We start from the raw sequence: 19,257 nt of genomic DNA, 5'->3' as shown, positions 1-19,257 counted from the left end.
AGACACGCTATGCTGATGAATAAATATTTAAATTGAGACTTCCAATAACCTATCCGCCAGCGCATTTAGGTGTGAGCTGTCGCACTGAGTCGCTGCATAAGTTCGAATACCATATACAGACATAATAAAAAAACGGGCTCTATTTGTGGCTTCCTCTTCACTAAACGCTTCACTATCGGGCCATGCAATCAAAAACTGTTGCCTGATAAGTGATTCAAACTGGCTTAAGTTAGTACTCAGTGCTGTTTGAATGTCAGCATCTTGCTCGCCGATTTCGTTAAGCGTTTTGGTGAGCAAGCACACTTTTTTTGACTCGTTGCCTAAACACTCTGCGACAAGATCTTGTAAGAATCGCTCAAGTGCACAGCGAAGGCTGGTGCTATTTGCAAACAATTGTTGATAGTGGACTCGTCGGTCTGCTTGATATTGATCTATGGCAGCTAATAGCAAACCTTTTTTATTTTTGAACGCACAGTAGATAGAACCCGGATGGAGTCCGGTTACTTCGGTCAGTTTGGGCATACTGGTTTTGTTGTAGCCATAAGTCATAAATGCTTGCATGGCATTTCTCAGTACGGTTTCTCTATCAAACTCAGCTGTTCTCATTGATTTCCTAAGTGCACAAAATGTGTTTAAACATCACCATTATACCAAGACTTCAGCCCATTTTTGATAACAATGAAAAAAATGTAAAGGTTTAACTTGAATAATAATTCAAGAATCCCTATCTTGAATGTATATTCAAATATATGGAGAGTCATAAATGCCACAGGTACTTTTTGAAAATGTTAAACTAAATAACACCATATCACTCAATAATCGCATCCTAATGGCGCCACTGACGCGCTGTATGGCAGGCGACGATCTAGTACCTACCGATGACATGGTGAAGTACTACGCTAAGCGAGCCAAAGCTGGATTAATCATCAGTGAAGCAACGATTATTCGCCCTGATGGGCAAGGCTACCCGAATACCCCAGGTTTGTTTACACAGGCACAAATTACAGGGTGGAAAAAAGTAACAGATGCTGTACACGCTGAAGGTGGCAAAATGTTTGCGCAGTTGTGGCATGTTGGACGTGTAGCTCATCCATACTTTTTTGATGGGGAGGTCTTAGCACCGTCGGCTATTGGAATTGAGGGGACGGTTCCAAGAATGCGTGAACTCACCTATCAAACTCCTAAAGCGGTAACTCAGGAAGAAATCGCACAACTTGTTGCCGATTATGCCCAAGCGGCAGCAAACGCGATTGAGGCAGGCTTTGATGGAGTTGAAATTCACGGTGCCAATGGTTATTTAATTGACCAGTTTTTACATCATGCCGCAAACCAGCGTATCGATGAGTATGGTCAAACACCAGAAAATATGAGCCGTTTCGCTTTGGAAGTGACAGATGCTGTTGCTGAGCGAATCGGTGCCGATAGGGTGGGGCTGAGAGTATCTCCAGGGGCTTACTTCAATATGGATGGTGACCAAAGAGACAGAGCGGTATTTGATTACCTAATCAAAGCGTTAAACAGTCGTAACTTGGCATATTTACACGTAGGTATTTTCGACGACGCGATGGAATTTGACTATTTGGGCGGTAGTGTCTCAGCTTATTTGCGTAGCATTTATAAAGGAACGTTGGTAGGTGTGGGGAGTTATACAGCTGAATCAGGTGCTGAGGCTATCCAAAACCAAAAATTTGACTTATTGGCGATTGGTAGGCCGTTTATTGCTAATCCTGATTATGTGGAGAAGGTGCAAGCAGGCCAAGCCGTGAAAGAGTATGATGAGTCTATGCTCGCGACATTAGACTAAAACCAATCCATAAGTATGAATTTAGAGGGATGCCAGACACTTAAGTTTGGCATTTTTTTGTATATTGCATAAGCTTATAGCTAGCGTTAGAGGGAAAGCGGCAACTTTTTTGGTATAAAAAGTTGCCATCTTTATCCATTTAGCTTGAATGTGTTTTAAGTATTTTACTGTCAGGCATTTGCTAATTAATAGTCAACTGGATTTTAGCTTATTTTTTAACATTGATAGGAATAAAGGAGTACTTTGGAGTTTATTTGTTCGCTAAGTGTGTAATAATATGCCAGCAATGCAGTTGTGAGTGCGTCGAACATGCAAGAAGATTTACTAAATTCCGTTATCAGAATAACAAAAACGAGAGACGTCGATTCTCTTGAATACAGCTTAGTGTCAACTATTCAAGAGTTTATAGGCTGTAAAGAAGTTGCTGTTTATAAAGATCTGCTCGTGCCAGGAGAGCTGGCGATAGAGAGAAGCTTATTACTGAGAAAGCTATCTGAAAAGGAGTTTGATTGGGAGGAAAGAAGCCTGATCAAAGAACCTGATAAGGAATTAATTTCTTGCTTGCAATCAGCCTGTATTATTACAGTACAAGCTAAAGATGGCACCGAGCATCGTTGGGTACCAATCAGCCTTCTAGACAGACCTGTCGGTGCGATAGCGGTCATAAGTACAGGGTTGTCAAGCGCAGATCAAGTGCTGCTTAATGCTTTTTGCCGTATTTTTGAAAACTACCTCACCATTCTTCACGAAAATGAGCGTGATAAGCTCACCGGGTTACTCAATCGTCAAACCTTTGAAAAGCGCCTAAAACAATTGATCGAAAAGCAAGTGATCAAACAACACAAAACGGTGTGGCATGGCGATGTGCGTTCGGTGCATAAGGGCGCGACCTCGTGGCTAGCAATAATGGATATTGATCACTTCAAGAAAGTAAACGATAACTATGGACATGTGTGTGGTGATGAAGTCTTGTTATTATTAGCTCAACGTATGCGTCAGTTTTTTCGCTCCACAGACTTATTGTTTCGCTTCGGTGGTGAAGAGTTTGTACTGGTCTTTGAGCCAACCGATTACGATTCGATAAAGGCTAAGATGGACGAGTTTATGGAGCTGGTACGAAATACCCATTTCCCATTCGTAAAAAAACTCACCGTCAGTGTTGGAATGTCTCGCATTAGTCCATATGACTTCCCCATCACTGTGCTTGAAAATGCCGACAAGGCACTCTATTACGCAAAAGATAACGGTCGCGATATGCTTTGTTTTTATGAAGAGTTGCTGTCTGAGCATAAAATTGAAGCGCCGGAAGAGAGCTCTGATATAGATTTGTTTTAATAGCTTATCTGAGAAGCGGCGATTGTCGCTTTTCTACTCAAGCACACTCGCAATAACCTCAATAACTACCGCTTGCAAGGAGATTCAGATACACTTAACACAGCGTTAAACTGCATGGCAGACAACATGTTACACATCATCCAATCGAATCGAATGGAAATCTTGCAGGCGCAACTCTGCACACTAATAAAATCAGCACCGCTCGCTAGCCCGTTTGCAAAAGAAGTGGTGTTAGTACAGTCTCCTGGTATGTCTGAATGGCTCAAACTAGGCATGAGTCAACACTTAGGGATCAGTGCACAGGTCGATTTTCCATTACCATCTAGCTTCATTTGGAAGCTATACCAAAATTTTATTGATGATGTACCCAAGGAATCCGCTTTTAATAAAGGCAATATGGCTTGGAAACTATTTACGCTATTGCCTGACTGCATTGATAAGCCTCAATATATTGCGCTAAAGCACTATTTAGGTGACGACCCATCAGGAATTAAACTTTTTGCGTTGTGTGAAAAAATTGCCGACGTTTTTGACCAATATTTAATGTATCGGCCCCAGTGGATTGAACTTTGGGAGCAGGGTCAAGATACGCTGAACGATGTGGATGTTGAAGCCATTGCCCCTTGGCAGCCTGATCTCTGGCGTCGTTTAGTCCGTCATGTTGAAGTGCTTGAACAAAGTCCATATCACCGAGGAAACATGCACAACAAGTTACTGCAAGGGCTGGCTGATGCACCAGAAGGCAAGCTTCCCGAGCGGATCTGTATATTTGGACTGTCAGCCATATCGACCAGTCAGCTTGATATTTTTCAAGCGCTTGGCGAAAAAACAAGTGTATTTTTATTCTTTTTTAACCCCAGTGAACACTACTGGGGAGATTTAGTCGATGAGAAGACTCAAGCTAAAGTCGCTGCAAAATATGCCAAGATGCCAGAGCTTGAAGCGAAAGACGGCGAGTATTATTACATTGGCAACCCACTCCTTTCTTCGTGGGGAAAGCTCGGGCGTGACTATTTTGAACAATTATTGCAGCTTGATGCCAGTTGGATTGATGGATTTGATGACGCGTTTGATGACAGCTTGCTTGGCCAAGTACAGGAAGAGATCTACCAGTTGGCATTTAAAGGTGAGTCGTTAACTACGGATCCAAATTGGTTTGTATCGGAACTGGGTAAGTTACCCATTATGGCTGATGATACCAGCATCATTTTTCAGGATTGCCACACGCCACTGCGTGAGGTCGAGCGGCTTCATGATTATTTACTCAATCTGTTTGAACAAAACCCAAGCCTGACGCCTAAAGACATTATTGTCATGATGCCTGATGTGGGCACCTATTCGCCATTTATTAAAGCGGTGTTTGACAGCAGTGAAGACAACCTGCGGATCCCCTATGCGATTTCCGATCTTGCAATTGAGCAAGAGCGGCCTATTTTAACGTCTTTTGTGACGTTAACAGACTTACCCAATAACCGTTTTTGTGTGTCAGATATTCTCGACTTGTTGGGCGTTGCACCGATCGCCGAACAGTTTAATCTTAAGAGCCATGACTTTGACTTAATTCGCTATTGGCTCGATCAGGTCAGTGTTAAATGGGGCTTAAATGATAGCCATAAGAGCGAATATGGCTTGCCAAAAATACCATTAAATACGTGGCAGCATGGACTCAACCGTTTGCTCTTAGGAGTTGCAACGAACGACGAACAGACGCCGTTTGCATCCATTTATCCAGCTGATGAAGTTGAAGGTATGTCGGTGGCAGTACTTAACAAGCTTATCGACTTTGTCGATGCGCTGATTTGGTTAAAGCGACAACTCAGTAGTGAAAAGACCTTAACGACCTTCGCAGCAATTCTACGTGAAGCCATGGCGCTATTTTACTCGTCAGAGTCTGAACAGAGTTGGGATTTACTTAAGCTTGAGCAAATTATAGAGAACATCGAAAAACACCATCAAAATGGCGATATTCAAGTGCCAGTCTCAGCAAAAATCTTAGCGTATTTGGTCAAGCAAGGTGTCAGAGAAAAAGGGGTTGGGCAGCGCTTTTTAGCCGGATCGGTAAACTTTTGTACGCTGATGCCGATGCGTGCTATTCCATTTAAAGTGGTGTGTATGCTAGGCCTAAATGATGCGGACTATCCTCGTACCGTGCAACCTATCGGTTTTGATTTAGTCGCCCACTCCACTAGACGTAAAGGCGATCGCTCACGAAAACTAGATGACAGATACTTGTTCTTAGAAGCGTTACTCAGTGCTCGAGAAAACTTGTATATCAGTTATATTGGCCGCTCTTGCTTTAACAACGAAGCCCAAGTGCCATCTGTTCTAGTCAGCGAATTGACTGAATATCTAGATCGCAGCTTTTATTTTGAAGATATGCCAAAGCAGTCGCTTGTTACTCGATTAACTTCACAACTGCCATTACAACCTTTTAATCCCGAACATTTTAAAGCGGGCTCACTACAGAGCTACAATCGTACTTGGCTTTGGCAGCATAGAGCGGCGCAAGTTGATGAGATAAAACCGTTAGCACCAGTTTTAGACGCAGAAATTGAGTTTAGCGATTTGCTGCGCGGCGTTTGTGAGCCGCAAAAGTTATTTTATCAGCAAGCACTCGGCATTAAACTCAAACCAATAGAAGCGTTAACACTTGATGAAGAACCTTTCGCATTAGATGCATTGGAACGCTACCAATATTTAGATGAAGTGCTTGATGCTCAGCTACAACAACAACCCTTAAATCTTGAACAAATATTACAACGAGGCTCGCTGCCACAAGCAAACATTGGCAAACTACAGCTAGAGGGACTGCTCACCCGCGTTGAACCTATGGTTAACGTATTGACCCCGTTGCTTAGCGAACCAAAGGAGCCTCTAGAGCTAAAACTTGGTGTTGCAGAGCATATACTGGTCGGCTGGCTTGATTGTGTGTATGAAAACAGGCAAGTGTATTATCGTAGCGCCAGTATTAAAGCCAAAGATTTGATTAAAGGGTTTTTACATCACTGTGCAGCCTGTGTAATGGGGCATGAAGTCACTACTTATATTGTCGGGTTAGATCAAAGTGTGCACTTTGCTGCTATTTCGCAGCCACAAGCTCAGCAATATTTGGAGCAGTGGCTGGCTTTTTATAAGCAAGCGCTGAGCGAACCTGTGGCATTTTTCCCAAGTTCTAGCATGGAATACGCCAAGACACAGGATATTAAAAAGGCCGTAAATAAATTTAAGCCGCAATATGTTGGTCGAGGAGAAGGGGAAGACCCCTATGTTCAACTATGCTTTAGCGATTTGTTAGCTCATGAAGCGCATTTTTGTGCACTTAGCCTTACTTTGTTAACACCTATTCTTGATGCCGCTGAGGAGGTACGCCATGGAGATGCTTAATCCCATTACTATGCCTCTAAGTGGCCAAAACCTAATTGAAGCCAGTGCAGGTACGGGGAAAACCTACACCATCACCGGTTTATATCTGCGCTATTTACTTGGTTTGCGTACTTCTGATCAGCAACATGAGCCGTTAAGCGTTGAACAAATCTTAGTGGTAACCTTCACAGAAGCGGCAACACAAGAGATCAAAGACCGAGTGAGAAAACGCATTATTCAAGCTCGAGACGTGTTACTAGGCGAAGTCTGTAAAGATGAACTGATCAATGCCATTTTGGCGCAAGTTGAAGATAAAAAGCGCGCCTTTGATCTCCTTGATGCAGCTGCTAAGTCAATGGATGAGGCCGCGATATTCACCATTCATGGCTTTTGCCAAAGAATGCTGAAGCAGCACGCTTTTGAGTCTAAGGTAGCATTTAACCTCGAGTTTATTCTCGACGAGAGCGAGTTGATTGACGCCGCGATGGCAGATCATTGGCGATGTTTTGTCTATCCGCTAGATACAGAAAAAACACAGGCTGTGATAGAGCAATTTGCGACGCCTTATGCACTGGCGAAGCAAGTTAGGCCCTTATTAGCAAGAGAAAATGCCGAAATTAAACCTTCTGTTTCCTTAGATGCGGTATTTGCAGCTCGCGAAAAATACCAAACATTAGCACTGTGGCTAAAGGCCGAAATCGTCAAAGCTGACTACATCAATGTGTTGAAAAACGCGGGGCTGGCAGGCAATCGGGCACCTGGGCGAAAAGCTAATCTTCAAGCTCTGGAGGATTATGTCAACAGTGAGCAGTGGTGGTTTGAGTTTGGTAGCAGTAATCACTCCTTTGGACTTTGGGGCAGTGAAAGCCTTGCCGATGTTGCTCACTATAAAAAGAATACTACGCCGCTGGAGCATGAGCTCATTCGTCATTTTGATACCCTAGCTGAGCTTCACCAATTAGTCGGGAGTGGGCTTAAAATCGCGCTGGTGCAACAAGCGGTGAACGAGGTAAGAGCTTTGCTTCACGCCCATAAAGAAGAATATGGCTTGATCTCTCCCGATGATTTACTTAAGCAGCTGCATCAAGCGCTGATGGGCGATAGTGGTGAGCGCTTAGCCGAAAAAATTGCACAGCAATATCCGGTTGCCATGATAGATGAGTTCCAGGATACCGATCCCATTCAATATGGGATCTTCAGCCGAGTTTACGTAAAGGAAAATACCGCATTAACTTTGATAGGCGACCCAAAACAAGCCATTTACGGCTTTCGTGGAGCGGATATTTTTACTTATATCGGTGCAAAGCAAGGAGTTGCGCAAGACAGGCGGTATACGCTTGCAACCAATTATCGCTCCGATAGTGACGTGGTTGCCGCAGTGAATACGATATTTACTCGCCATCCCAATAGTTTTATCTACAACAAAGATATCCCTTTCATTGAGGTGAGCGCGCAAGGTAAAGCCGAGGATGCGCAATTTACTATTGCGTCTAAAAAGTCGTCAGCTCTGCGCTTCAGTGTATTACCAAATGAGGATGAGGCGTTTAACAAAAGCGCCGCGCAAGCGCGGCTAAGTCAGGTGTTCGCCGGTCGAATTGCAGCGCTTATCGAGCAAGGACAGTCGGGGATTGCGAAGATTGGCGAAAACCCAGTTGTGCCAGCGGATATCTGTGTGTTAGTTCGCGACCGCATAGAAGCGAGCTTGATCAAACGAGCCTTAAATCAACTCGATATTGCCAGTGTGTACCTTGCCAGAGATAGTGTATTTAGGCAGCCGCTCGCAATTGCCTTGTATCAACTGCTTGATGTACTGCACGGGAGTTACGACGAAGCTGCGCTCAGAGGCGTGCTTGCGGGACCATTATTTTATTTAAACAACCAAGCGCTGTATGACTTACAGTTTAATGAGCAGCAGTGGCAAGGTTATTTACAGTTATTTAGTGAGTTAACACAGCTTTGGTATCGCTCTGGTGCGATGGTGATGCTGGAACACTTATTGATAACTTGTGAGCTGCCAGTGATTTGGCAGCAGCAGGGAATGGAAGTGGAGCGTTGGCTTACTGATTTTCGTCATTTGGCTGAGCTTTTACAGCATAAGCAATTAGAGCTTGATGGCACGGGTCGTGTGTTACGTTGGTTTTTATCGCAGCTAAATAACGCCCAGAGTGACAGCAGCCAAATTCGCTTAGAGAGTGATGCCAATTTGGTAAAAATTGTGACTATGCACGCTTCAAAAGGTTTGGAGTATCCGATTGTCTTTATGCCATTTGCGCTTGGGTTTCGTGAACCTGATACGTTAGTTTATCACCAAGGAGATAAGCTAGTTGTCGATCTTGAAGCCAGTGACGACGCCAAAGAAAAAGCAGAGCAAGAACGACTGGCTGAGGATATTCGCTTACTTTACGTTGCGCTGACGCGTGCGGTACATTATTGCGAACTTGGGCTTTACGATATTCAACAAGGGCGCAGTAAAAAGTCTGCGCTGCACAAAACGGCTTTAGGGTTTGCCTTGTTTGGCACGGAAACCTTCGACAGTGCTGAGGCTTGGCAAAGTGCCCTAAGCGAGTTATGTAAAGCACATGCGGCAATGGAGTGCGTAAGAGTAGATGAAATCACCGCACCACAGCAAGCGGTAAACATATCGCATGAAGACAAGCCTCTAGCTTTGTCCGCGAAAGCCTTCAGCGGTCAGATTGAACGCCATTGGCGTACCACAAGCTTCAGCCAGCTAAGCTATCACACGCATCATGGTGATAAACCAGCTGGGGCCGTGGACGAAAACCATTTATTGGACTTACCTGAGCAGCACCAAGACCGGGAAAAAACCTCATATACATTTCCTAAGGGCGCCAAGCCAGGTAGCTGTTTGCACGAAATCTTTGAGCTTATAGATTTTACCGCACCGAATTCCCCCAAAAACGAAGATAAGTTTACGCTGACCGAAGCGGTCACGAAATCTTTGGATAAGTTTGGTATTGCGACTGAATGGCAAGAGACCGCTGAGCGCTGGATAACAAGCTGTTTGGCAGCACCTCTTGCGCCACATCCTCATTTACAACTTGGTGTCTTGCCACCAGACGACTGCATTGTTGAAATGGAATTTTATTTGCCACTGAAACCACTCAGTGCAGTGAAGCTGAACAAGATCCTCAGTGATATCACTGGGCAAAAGTCATTTTTAAACTTTGATGATGTGAAAGGCATGCTGAAGGGGTTTATCGATTTAATCTTCAAGTGGCAAGGACAGTTTTTTGTTCTCGATTACAAGTCCAACTACCTTGGCGATAGTCCAGAAGATTATCACTACGATAACCTTAATGCCGCGATGTCGTCTCATCAGTATCATTTACAGTATATGATTTATACCGTGGCACTTCACCGCTTGTTAAAGCAGCGCCTTGCGGACTATAACCCTGAGCAGCATTTAGGTGGGAACTATTACTTGTTCTTACGTGCATTACCGGACAATCAGGGAATTTTCTTCAATCAGTTAAGTGTAGAGCAAGTGTTGGCGCTGGATGCATTATTTGAGGAGTCTGTATGAGCCAGCTAAGCATGGACTTTGAGGCATTCGATCATCATAGCTTTATAGCGTTATTGCTTGAACACAAACGAGTCGGAAAAGCCGATATCGCGTTAGCCAAGTTGCTGAATCAGCAAGGCTACGACGATCACTTCTATGTATTTTTACTATTATTAATCGCTCATGGACGTCAGCATAGTTGTTTAGAGTTAGACAGTATTAATTACCAGGATCCGTTTGAGCTCAGCTACGCGGTTGCGGATGGATCTGTAGAGTTGTCGCCATTTTCAAGCACAGGTATAGCCGTTGCTGCGCTCGCACAGCATCCTGCGATCGGTGAAGATAAGCCGCTTCGGCTATACGGTAATAAGCTCTACTTGGCGAGATTAGCAAATTATGAAGCAAGGCTTGCGGGACACTTTGAAATGTTGGCAAAAGCCAATGTTACGCTGGACGAAGCAAAACTGAGTGCACTGTTGGCGTCGTTTTTTCCAGCCAGTGAAGAAGACATTGATTGGCAAAAAGTGGCTTGTACGCTTGCAATCATTAAGCGATTTTGTGTCATCACGGGTGGTCCCGGTACGGGGAAAACCACGACGGTCACAAAACTGCTTGCGATTTTACAATCGCTTTATAACAGTGCGCCGTTGACCATCAAGCTAGTTGCGCCAACTGGCAAAGCGGCTGCGAGGCTCAGTGAGTCAATTATCGGTGCGAAAGCGAAGTTAAATCTGTCGCCAGCGCTTGCTGATTTACTGCCAGAGCAGGCGCAAACTATTCATCGCTTGCTAGGCGTTATTCCTAATAGCGTGCACTATCATCACAATCAAGATAACCCGCTGCATGTTGATGTACTGATTGTTGACGAAGCATCCATGGTGGACTTATCGCTTATGGCGAAGCTGGTGGATGCACTACCAAAACATGCACGGCTTATTTTGCTCGGCGATAAAGATCAGCTCGCATCGGTAGATACCGGTAACGTACTTAGCGATCTATGTGAAAACTTAATGCTTGGGCAAGCACCACATTACAGTCAGGCACTGAAAGCAAAGCTAGCTGAGTTGAGTAAACAAAACCTGCCTGAGTCTGGTGATACTAGCGCTGACTTTATGTTGGAAGATAATCTGGCGTTTTTACAAAAAAGTCACCGTTTTGACAGTCGAAGTGGGATTGGTCAGTTAGCATTTGCCGTAAATAGTAACAATAAGCGGCAATTAGACAGCGTGCTGGGGCAAGGTTATAGCGATATACAGCATCATGAATTAAATAGTGAAACTTACAATACCTTAATTGCCAGAGCGGCGGAGCAATACCAGCGATACCTGCTTGCCATTCATCATGGTGAGAGTGAGGCCATAATTCATAGCGAGTTTGCCAGCTATCAATTGCTAGCGGCCGTGAGAGAAGGCCCTTACGGTGTGAACGAGTTAAATCGTAGAATAGAGCTCAAGCTCAGCCAAATGGGATTGGTACAACCAACAGGGCGCTTTTACGTTGGTATGCCTATTATGATCACCCAAAACGATTACCAGTTGAAACTGTTTAATGGCGATATCGGGATCATTTTACGCGATGAACAAGGTGAACTACAGGCATCATTTATTGATGAACAGGGCAGCGTTAGGCGCTTTTATCCTGCCAGATTGCCGAGCTTTGATAGAGTGTACGTGATGACTATACACAAATCACAAGGCTCGGAGTTTGCTTACACGGCAATGATACTACCACCAATTCAACGTGCGCAGCAGGGGATAAACCGCCAGCTCATTTATACAGGGATCACCCGAGCTAAACGGCAGTTTGAATTGGTGGCGCAATATAAAGTACTGGTGCAGGGTATGAATCGAAGTGTGAGCCGCAGTAGTGGTTTACGAAGTCGGTTATCAAAGTGATGAATTTTTTGTTAAAAACTTGTTTTATTTTGTGGTTTGACTAAGGTTAAAGTGAGCTTGAAAGCTAGCTCGCCCAGTGAGTAGACTTGCCGTCAGTTAACGTGTTAACTGACGGCGTTTTTTTATTTCGTTGTTATTAGAACTTCAGTTTATCAATAAGTGTGTTTGGGTCGATTTCAAGTTCATCCATTAATGACCAGCGAGTTTGCTTTTGTACACTACCTTTTCCTAAGATCCAGTAATCATAAGTTTTTTCAATACGGCCATTGGTATGCTGGATAGTCAGCCAAGCATTTACATAATTCAGTAAATCTTGATTACGCTTGGCGACGGCAAATCCAACGGGGTATTTCAGACTTGCCCCCTCCGGCACTACAACACCAAATTCAGGGTAGAACATGCTCCATGCAAAGCCCGCCTCTGCGCTGATCACTAAGGCGTCATATTTTTCTGGGTGCTTAAAATAGCTTTGCAAATTGTTAATACCGGATACTTTTACCTTAGGGTTTTGCTGGGCCAATTGTTTGAGTAACGGAGCATACTCAACGTGAGCTAAATTCAGCTTATCAAGCGTAAGTAGGGCTGACTTGTCAGCAAACTTCTTCAAATCATGATCTTTGGCCAAGAGCGCCAGTTGCAGCTCCAATACCTTGTCACTAAAGCGCACGCTTTGTAAGTCGGCAATATTAATTTCAAGGCCGGACATTGCAATATCGAAATATCCCTTGTTGAGATACTCTGCCAGTTGTGGCTTTTTAAATGGAATAAACTCGATTTTAACCCCAAGGTCGGATGCGAGCCTATGTGCGAGGCTGACATCAAAACCCACTAACTGGTCTTTTTGATTAAAGTAACTAAACGGCACATTATCGATAAGATATCCAACACGCAGCAGGTTACGTTTTTTAATCACATCGATATTCGTCAAAGACAACTCACCACTTTGGTATGCTTTAGGGACATAGCTAAGTACATGAGCAGGGACGGTATCCGAGATCACCATATTAGCGATGGCCTCGTCGGCCGATTTAGTTTGCTGACCGAGGTAATTATTCGCCGTAAAACTCAATAACATAAATGCTGGGAGTAGTGCAGATAGTAGCGTTAAATAATAAACTGAGCGCACGCGTTTTAGGTGTAATTGTCTGCGGTTGATGAAAATACATAAAAATACAAATGCGAAGATATATACCACAGTGGTCGGTGAAACTACTTTTGCGGTGAGTACTGACATTGATAAATATAACTGATAAGTATCAGCCGGGACACGCAAGGTATCGAGTAAATAGGGAATAGCGATATGTACGTTAGCAAAGTAACTTAACATCGCCGACAAAGACACATTAGGAATTTGTTCGATGCTGATTTGGTTGCCGGTAAGCCATGCTGCAAAAGAGACGAAAATGAGGGTAGTAAGTTTTCCTAAACTTGGGAAGGTATAAGCGATAGGAACTAACACCTCCGCGATGTGATCAGAGTTTTCGTCACTTTGCTTAATTTTGCGTAAATGATCTTTGATCCCCTCGGTGATCACCGGCAATACAATAAAAACGTTGCCGGTACTAAATGCGGTGATCCATGCATTGCGCATAACCATGATAAGGTCGCGGTATTTAACTGGGGTAAGTGCGGCAACAAGCATAGGGAGCAGCACTAACATTAAATACACGCCGACACATAAAACGACAACCCAGTACACTTGCAATTCAGACAACTCTTCTGCGCTCATGGTGCCTGCGGTACTTGCTGTCATCGCAAAAATGCCGATAGGGAAGATGGCAATGATCTTCTTGGAAATAACCGATAGACCTTGACCGACGACTTCTAACACATCGAGTAAACGGTTTTTCTTTTGATTGGAAATAAGCGCCATACCTAACGCAATACAAAATATGACTAAGGCAGGTACATTACCCTCTGCCATAGAAGCAAAAGGGTTAGCGGGAATATAATGTTTAACGAAGTCTACTTCGGGCGCTGCTGCGACCAGTGCTGGGGAAAAAAAGGTCCCGGCATCATGCGCAGGTAATGTCATAATAAAGCACCAGATCACAGCAAGACCTACCACCCAAAGGGAGATCATGACTAGCGCCGCTTTTGCAAGAATGCTTTTAACTTGTTCGGGATTAAATTTCCCTAAACCCACGATAAGGCTGACGACAATATAAGGGAGAATGGTGATTTGCATCAGGTTTACAAAACCTGTACCGATAGGTTTTAAAAATGATAACCGTTCACCGAAAACTAAACCAGCAAAAATGCCAAGTATGAGCGCCCAAAGCATCCAGTTAATGTTTTTTAGAAAATTAAGCAATTTAGTCATGTGCTCAGTCGAAAAAAGAGCGGTATTTTAATTAGCTTAGCTTAAAACTTACTGAATGTTTGAGCGATTTGATTACAAATTATCGAGTGTTTACTCAAAGTTCATAATCATCCCCACTTTTGGCACGGTAACAGGCTTTTCCTGCTGGTTGTTGCACGCCGTGATAAAAGCTCATCCACAGTTTTTGTAGCTGGGTTTTAGTCTTTTTACCAACCACAGACGCCAGTGGTGTTTCTACGATAATATCTTCGATATGGGCGCTATCAAATTGACCGAGCATTCCGGTTCGATTGAAGGTAATTTCAATATGTAAACCATCGTCCTGTTTTAATAAAATAGCCTCTGGCGTTTCACGGTGACCGCATAGTGCGACGAATTGGCTACAATTTTTCAAACCACAATGGGTGCCGTTGGCAAAAAATGCAAGCAGGTGATTGTAGTAAACCACATAGTCTGTCACCTCCATGTGTGAGCCAAATTCTAAAGGACATTGTTCATCAAGATACTGTTTTGCCAGCATTGACTGTTGCGCTTTCGTATCATCAATTGATTGCTCTGTATGCGGTTGTAATTGCGCTGCCATGATCCACCTCACTTGTTCATGTTGTCATAAATTGGGAAATATATTCTGGTTGTTTCGTGTACATTTTGAGTGTAAGTTAAATATTCAAATAATTTCACAAAAAGAATTTCACAGTGTGAATTTCACAAAAACGGGGTGTGAAATCATGGCAAAAGTTGCAAGCTTAATTAGAAAGTCCCACTTTCTGGGTACTAAAATAAGAAATCTAAGAAAGCGTAACCATCTGACTTTAGAAGACTTATCGGCTCGATGCGTTAAGCAAGATCCCGCCAGTGCGCCTTCCGTTTCCTACTTGTCAATGATTGAAAGAGGCCAGCGTACGCCAAGCGAAGCGATGCTCGAAAACTTCTCCACTGTATTTCAAAAGCCGATTGAGTGGTTTTTAGATAGTCAACCAGAAGCACCGGAGATAGCGCCAGATAAAGGCAATTTCGGTGGGATAGTGGGGATGGCTTTAGAGCCCAACTTTCTATTTGCCAAAGAGATATTGCAAATTGCGATCCCAGAAATGCTGTCCCAAGCGGGGATCAGCGGTAGGCAGTTTGCGCACCTTTTGATCCGTGCCCACCAAGAACACCATCAAAACCACTTTCCTGATTTAGAGCGAGCAGCCGATGAAGTGGGGGGTAAAAATCTCTATCTCAGCTGTGATGACCTCATGGCAATTTTGCTAGCAAAAGGTCGAAAAGTGGAGTGGTTTGAGCAATCCTCTCCTGACGGAGAGGGAATGATCACTTCTTATTTCAAAGAGCCAAACTTGGTGTTTATAAATCGCGCATTGCACGCACATCCCGCGAGAATGAAATACGATTTAGCCGTTCATATTGGCCATGCAGTGCTTCACAATAGTGAGGGTTTAGAATGTGTACTCACTACTGGAGAAAGCCGGAAGAGTAGTGATAACCCAGATCACGATACTCCAAATGCCCAGGATATTTTGAGCGCGTGGCAGGATTTTGAATCGAGTTTCTTCGCAGGGGCTTTATTGTGCCCCCGTACACCATTTCGGCAGTTACTCGAAAGCCGAGGTTACGATGTGCGCGTCCATGAGCAACTTGGTATTTCGGCTTCCGTCGCAATGCGCAGAATGACATCGGTTTCACCTTATCCACATTGGCATTATTTTGATGCTTATCAAGCAGGTAAACTCAAGGCGGTGTATCGGGGCAATGGCATTCCTTTACCTTGGGGCAATATGCGTAGCGTTGCCGATCCGTGTCAGCACTGGGCCGTATTTCGTAAATTTCATGATGATAGTCATAGTGCCAGTGCTCAGCTTTCGATCTTGAACGTCAATGGTAAACCACGTCTGTATTGCTGTGAGTCAGTAAAAATCGTTGATGTGGCGAATCGTCCAAGGGTGTTGTGCGCGGGTCTGGATCTCAATCCTGCTATTAATGCACAAGGAATTGATGCTGACGCCTTGATTGGAGAATTGCAACAAGCTTGTATTAGCCATGGTGGCGCGAGTGTGGTGCCCTATCATATGAAAACCCAATTACTCCGTGTCGCCAAGATTTTAAATATCCAGTGGATTGAACGAGGGCTTGAGGGCTCTGTTCGGGTGATCTGTACTCGAGGAAAAAGCTGCCCAAGAAAGCCGAGCTGTTATGTTGAGAGTCCGTAATTGACGTCATTCGATGATTGTTTTGTTGAGTTTTTGATAATAAAAGTTGAAAAGGTCGGCGTTGCATGCCATATTTTTTAAGCGGGTTGTTTACATCTGCTTAATACTCATTCTTTTAACTATCACCTAGGAGACGTAAATGTTCATCTACAACAAACAACGCCCTAGTGATCTGCATGAATGTTCCGTTAATTACCACTTGAGTGAGTGGTTCGACGAATAGCCTCACCTGAATTCCAATTCTATTCCCATCGACAATTTGTTGGGTGGGTTTTATCACGTTCCGTATCAATGCGAATGTAAACGCTAACGCTAATTGCGTTTAGGTTTTTCAAAAAACCAAATTAATAATACCAGTTGTATTAAGTAAATGATCTATCTTGAAGCGGGGAAATAGCTTTAGTAGCACCGCTCTCGCGTCCTGCTACCGCTAAGGTACCTATATCCATATAGGCAAGGCAAAAATTTTGCTATTTAGTTGTTCTAAATGAGAAATTTTTAACGAAGCTAATATGCTATTTCCCCCTTCAAATTGATTAGAGAATTAATTCAATTGGTATAAGGCTCATTTCTGCACTTTTGGTCATCGTCATCTGTGAATAAGTTGCCGTGAACGCTTGGTGCAAATACGGTGTGTGGCAGCGCAGCTTTACAATGCAACGGTACGGATCATAGAAACACATATCATTCAGGTAAATACTATGAAAAACAATAACATTCTATTTGTATCACTAGCTGCTTTAATGCTTGTTACAAGCCATAGCTATGCTTGCTCAACCTCTGAAACTGAATCTAACGACAGCGAAGGTAATGCCAATAGTGGAGTGTGTAATAACACGACAATTAGCGGCGAGTTATCTAGAAGGGATATTGACTGGTTTACTTTTGATGTGGCAGCGCCAGGTTCGATAGATATTTCTCTAGACCATAGCTCTGGTGATGATTTTGACTGGTTCTTATATCAAGAAACAGGCTCAGCGGTTGTCAGTCGAGAAACGAGTCAAATACCAGAAACGGGGAGCTTTTATGCTGAAACTGCAGGCACCTATTATATAAAGCTAACGCGATATAGTGGCTCTGGTTGGTATGATTTGATTGTGAATTTTGTCCAAGATGAAAATCCTCCTCCACCAACTGGAGAGTGTAATTACGGAATTCGTCCGTCAAAACCTGGGGGATTAAAAACTTATCTTGCTGGTAATAGCTTAGACACTTGCAACACGCTCACAGCGAATAACGGTGCCACGCTCTTAATGGGAGGGGGAGCGGATGTTGATAATGCCTTTAGCCAAAGAGTAGCTCCTCATATTGGTAGTAGTGCTGATGTGGTGGTACTGCGTACTTCTGGCACGGACGCGTACAATGATTACTTACTTGGTCTAATGGCGGCGGATTCAGTTGAGACGTTAATTATTGATTCTGTTAGTAAGGCTAATGACCCTTATGTTGATTGGGCTATTCGCAGTGCCGAGTTTGTCTGGTTTGCTGGAGGCGATCAGTCTGATTATCTAAATAAATGGCAAGGAACTTCAGTCCAAAGCGCGGTGCAGCACGTTTTTGATAAGGGAGGTGTTGTTGGTGGTACATCAGCTGGAATGGCGTTACTGGCCGACAGTATTTACGATCCTGATGGTGTGCTCGGTGCTATCTCCAGTGAAGTAGTAACCGATTTTTGTCATGAAACACTGAATTTTAGTAGTCGGTTTGTTTCTATCCCTATGCTAGACAATGTGCTAACAGACACGCACTTTGCTGAGCGTGACAGAATGGGACGTGCAGCCGTATCTTTAACTCGCCACAGTAGTGACTATTTTAATATTGCTGCGAGTGAAGCAACATCAATTTTCATCAATAGTGACGGCGAAGGGATCGTGGATGGCAGCGCTGAAGTTTATATTCTCAAAGAAACTGCACAAACAAAAAGAACAGCACTTGCTTGCGGTCAAGCAGTACAATATCAAGACTTTTTGCGAGTTAAGGTGTTACCGGGGCAGAGTTACAACATCTATACCCACACACATAGTAGCGGTGAACTCGCGGTCTCCATTAACGGGAACTTGAGTAACTTTTATTTACCCAATAACCCGTATTAATCAGATAACTACAATTACTTCTTTGACTTAATATTAGCCAAAACCCAATACTGTTGTCGGTATTGGGTTTTATATCTGGAGTAAAAATACCGTGATAGAGTCGGATGATACTTTTGCCCTTTGCATTTTAGTTAATTCATTTCTAATTCCGAGTTCAAATGAAATAGTAATTTTGTCTGTTTAACTTTATGCACTATTGCTGTAAGTTACGCCGACTAATTCTGAGTAAAGGTCGGTATTTTGGAAATTCGTCAAGTAGTGGGTTCATTAACACAAGTCTATTTTAATTTGGTGCAAGCATATGAAGCTGAGTTTTCAGTGTTGACGGAAAAATTACCAGATAGTAACGGTTTATTTCAGATAGATACGCCAATAGATGAACAGCACCTTGGCTACTTGGTATATGAAAATGGCCGCCCGGTTGGTTTTATCAATATTTTGAAAGTGCAAAATACTTTTGAGGTGTGTGAGTTTTATATCGTGCCTGCAGCGAGAAAACGTAAACTCGGTTCTTCATTTATGTCCAAAATATGGCAAATGTATCCAGGGCATTGGCAAGTCAAGCAAATTCAAGGCGCAGATCACGCGATCAATTTTTGGCGCAACGCATTGACGTTAAACGGTATCGACTACTGCGAATCTCAATATCAAGATGACTATTGGGGTGTCGTAAATAGACAGATCTTTACCGTGTAATGGGTGTATTTCGCG

At 43.5% G+C, this 19,257-nt stretch carries 11 protein-coding genes; 8 read left to right on the top strand and 3 right to left on the bottom strand.

Going from position 1 to position 19,257, the window contains the following annotated elements; all coding sequences use genetic code 11:
• Positions 1 to 27: 27 nt before the first annotated feature.
• Positions 28 to 606 carry a TetR/AcrR family transcriptional regulator gene (locus DRB05_RS19465; RefSeq protein WP_128728391.1) on the bottom strand — a complete coding sequence of 193 codons (579 nt, stop codon included), beginning with the start codon at positions 604 to 606 and terminating at the stop codon, positions 28 to 30.
• A 157-nt stretch (positions 607 to 763) separates the two neighbouring features.
• On the opposite strand from DRB05_RS19465, the gene DRB05_RS19460 reads away from it, so the two are divergent.
• The 5 genes from DRB05_RS19460 to recD all read left to right on the top strand — a co-directional run bounded on the left by DRB05_RS19460 (position 764) and on the right by recD (position 11,920).
• Positions 764 to 1,804, top strand: a complete 1,041-nt coding sequence (locus DRB05_RS19460; RefSeq protein ID WP_128728390.1) for an alkene reductase — start codon at positions 764 to 766, stop codon at positions 1,802 to 1,804.
• A gap of 309 nt (positions 1,805 to 2,113) precedes the next feature.
• A complete protein-coding gene (locus DRB05_RS19455) occupies positions 2,114 to 3,139 on the top strand; it encodes a GGDEF domain-containing protein (protein ID WP_128728389.1) in 1,026 nt (341 codons plus the stop codon).
• 126 nt (positions 3,140 to 3,265) lie between these two features.
• On the top strand, positions 3,266 to 6,523 hold the full coding sequence (gene recC / locus DRB05_RS19450) for an exodeoxyribonuclease V subunit gamma (RefSeq protein ID WP_240036277.1): 3,258 nt from the start codon (positions 3,266 to 3,268) through the stop codon (positions 6,521 to 6,523).
• Complete coding sequence (gene recB / locus DRB05_RS19445) at positions 6,510 to 10,046, top strand: exodeoxyribonuclease V subunit beta (protein WP_128728387.1); 3,537 nt, start codon at positions 6,510 to 6,512, stop codon at positions 10,044 to 10,046. Before recC ends, recB begins: the two co-directional genes overlap by 14 nt.
• Positions 10,043 to 11,920: an exodeoxyribonuclease V subunit alpha gene (gene recD / locus DRB05_RS19440; protein WP_128728386.1), complete on the top strand. Its 1,878-nt coding sequence runs from the start codon at positions 10,043 to 10,045 to the stop codon at positions 11,918 to 11,920. The genes recB and recD overlap by 4 nt, the downstream gene beginning before the upstream one ends.
• A gap of 136 nt (positions 11,921 to 12,056) precedes the next feature.
• On the opposite strand, the gene DRB05_RS19435 is transcribed toward recD, so the two are convergent.
• Positions 12,057 to 14,243: a cation:dicarboxylase symporter family transporter gene (locus tag DRB05_RS19435; protein WP_128728385.1), complete on the bottom strand. Its 2,187-nt coding sequence runs from the start codon at positions 14,241 to 14,243 to the stop codon at positions 12,057 to 12,059.
• 94 nt (positions 14,244 to 14,337) lie between these two features.
• Positions 14,338 to 14,826 carry a malate synthase gene (locus tag DRB05_RS19430; RefSeq protein WP_128728384.1) on the bottom strand — a complete coding sequence of 163 codons (489 nt, stop codon included), beginning with the start codon at positions 14,824 to 14,826 and terminating at the stop codon, positions 14,338 to 14,340.
• 145 nt (positions 14,827 to 14,971) lie between these two features.
• On the opposite strand from DRB05_RS19430, the gene DRB05_RS19425 reads away from it, so the two are divergent.
• From DRB05_RS19425 to DRB05_RS19415, 3 genes are all read left to right on the top strand, one after another.
• Positions 14,972 to 16,453, top strand: a complete 1,482-nt coding sequence (locus DRB05_RS19425) for a DUF3612 domain-containing protein (RefSeq protein WP_128728383.1) — start codon at positions 14,972 to 14,974, stop codon at positions 16,451 to 16,453.
• A gap of 701 nt (positions 16,454 to 17,154) precedes the next feature.
• Entirely contained in the window at positions 17,155 to 18,546 is a 1,392-nt protein-coding gene (locus DRB05_RS19420; protein WP_128728382.1) for a pre-peptidase C-terminal domain-containing protein, read from the top strand.
• Positions 18,547 to 18,786: 240 nt separating this feature from the next.
• Positions 18,787 to 19,242 carry a GNAT family N-acetyltransferase gene (locus DRB05_RS19415; RefSeq protein WP_128728381.1) on the top strand — a complete coding sequence of 152 codons (456 nt, stop codon included), beginning with the start codon at positions 18,787 to 18,789 and terminating at the stop codon, positions 19,240 to 19,242.
• Positions 19,243 to 19,257: the final 15 nt, after the last annotated feature.

This window comes from Pseudoalteromonas sp. A757 (assembly GCF_004103285.1).
Classification (GTDB): domain Bacteria; phylum Pseudomonadota; class Gammaproteobacteria; order Enterobacterales; family Alteromonadaceae; genus Pseudoalteromonas; species Pseudoalteromonas galatheae.
Note: the sequence above shows the minus strand (reverse complement) of the source record. Positions and strands in the feature narration are given on the sequence as shown.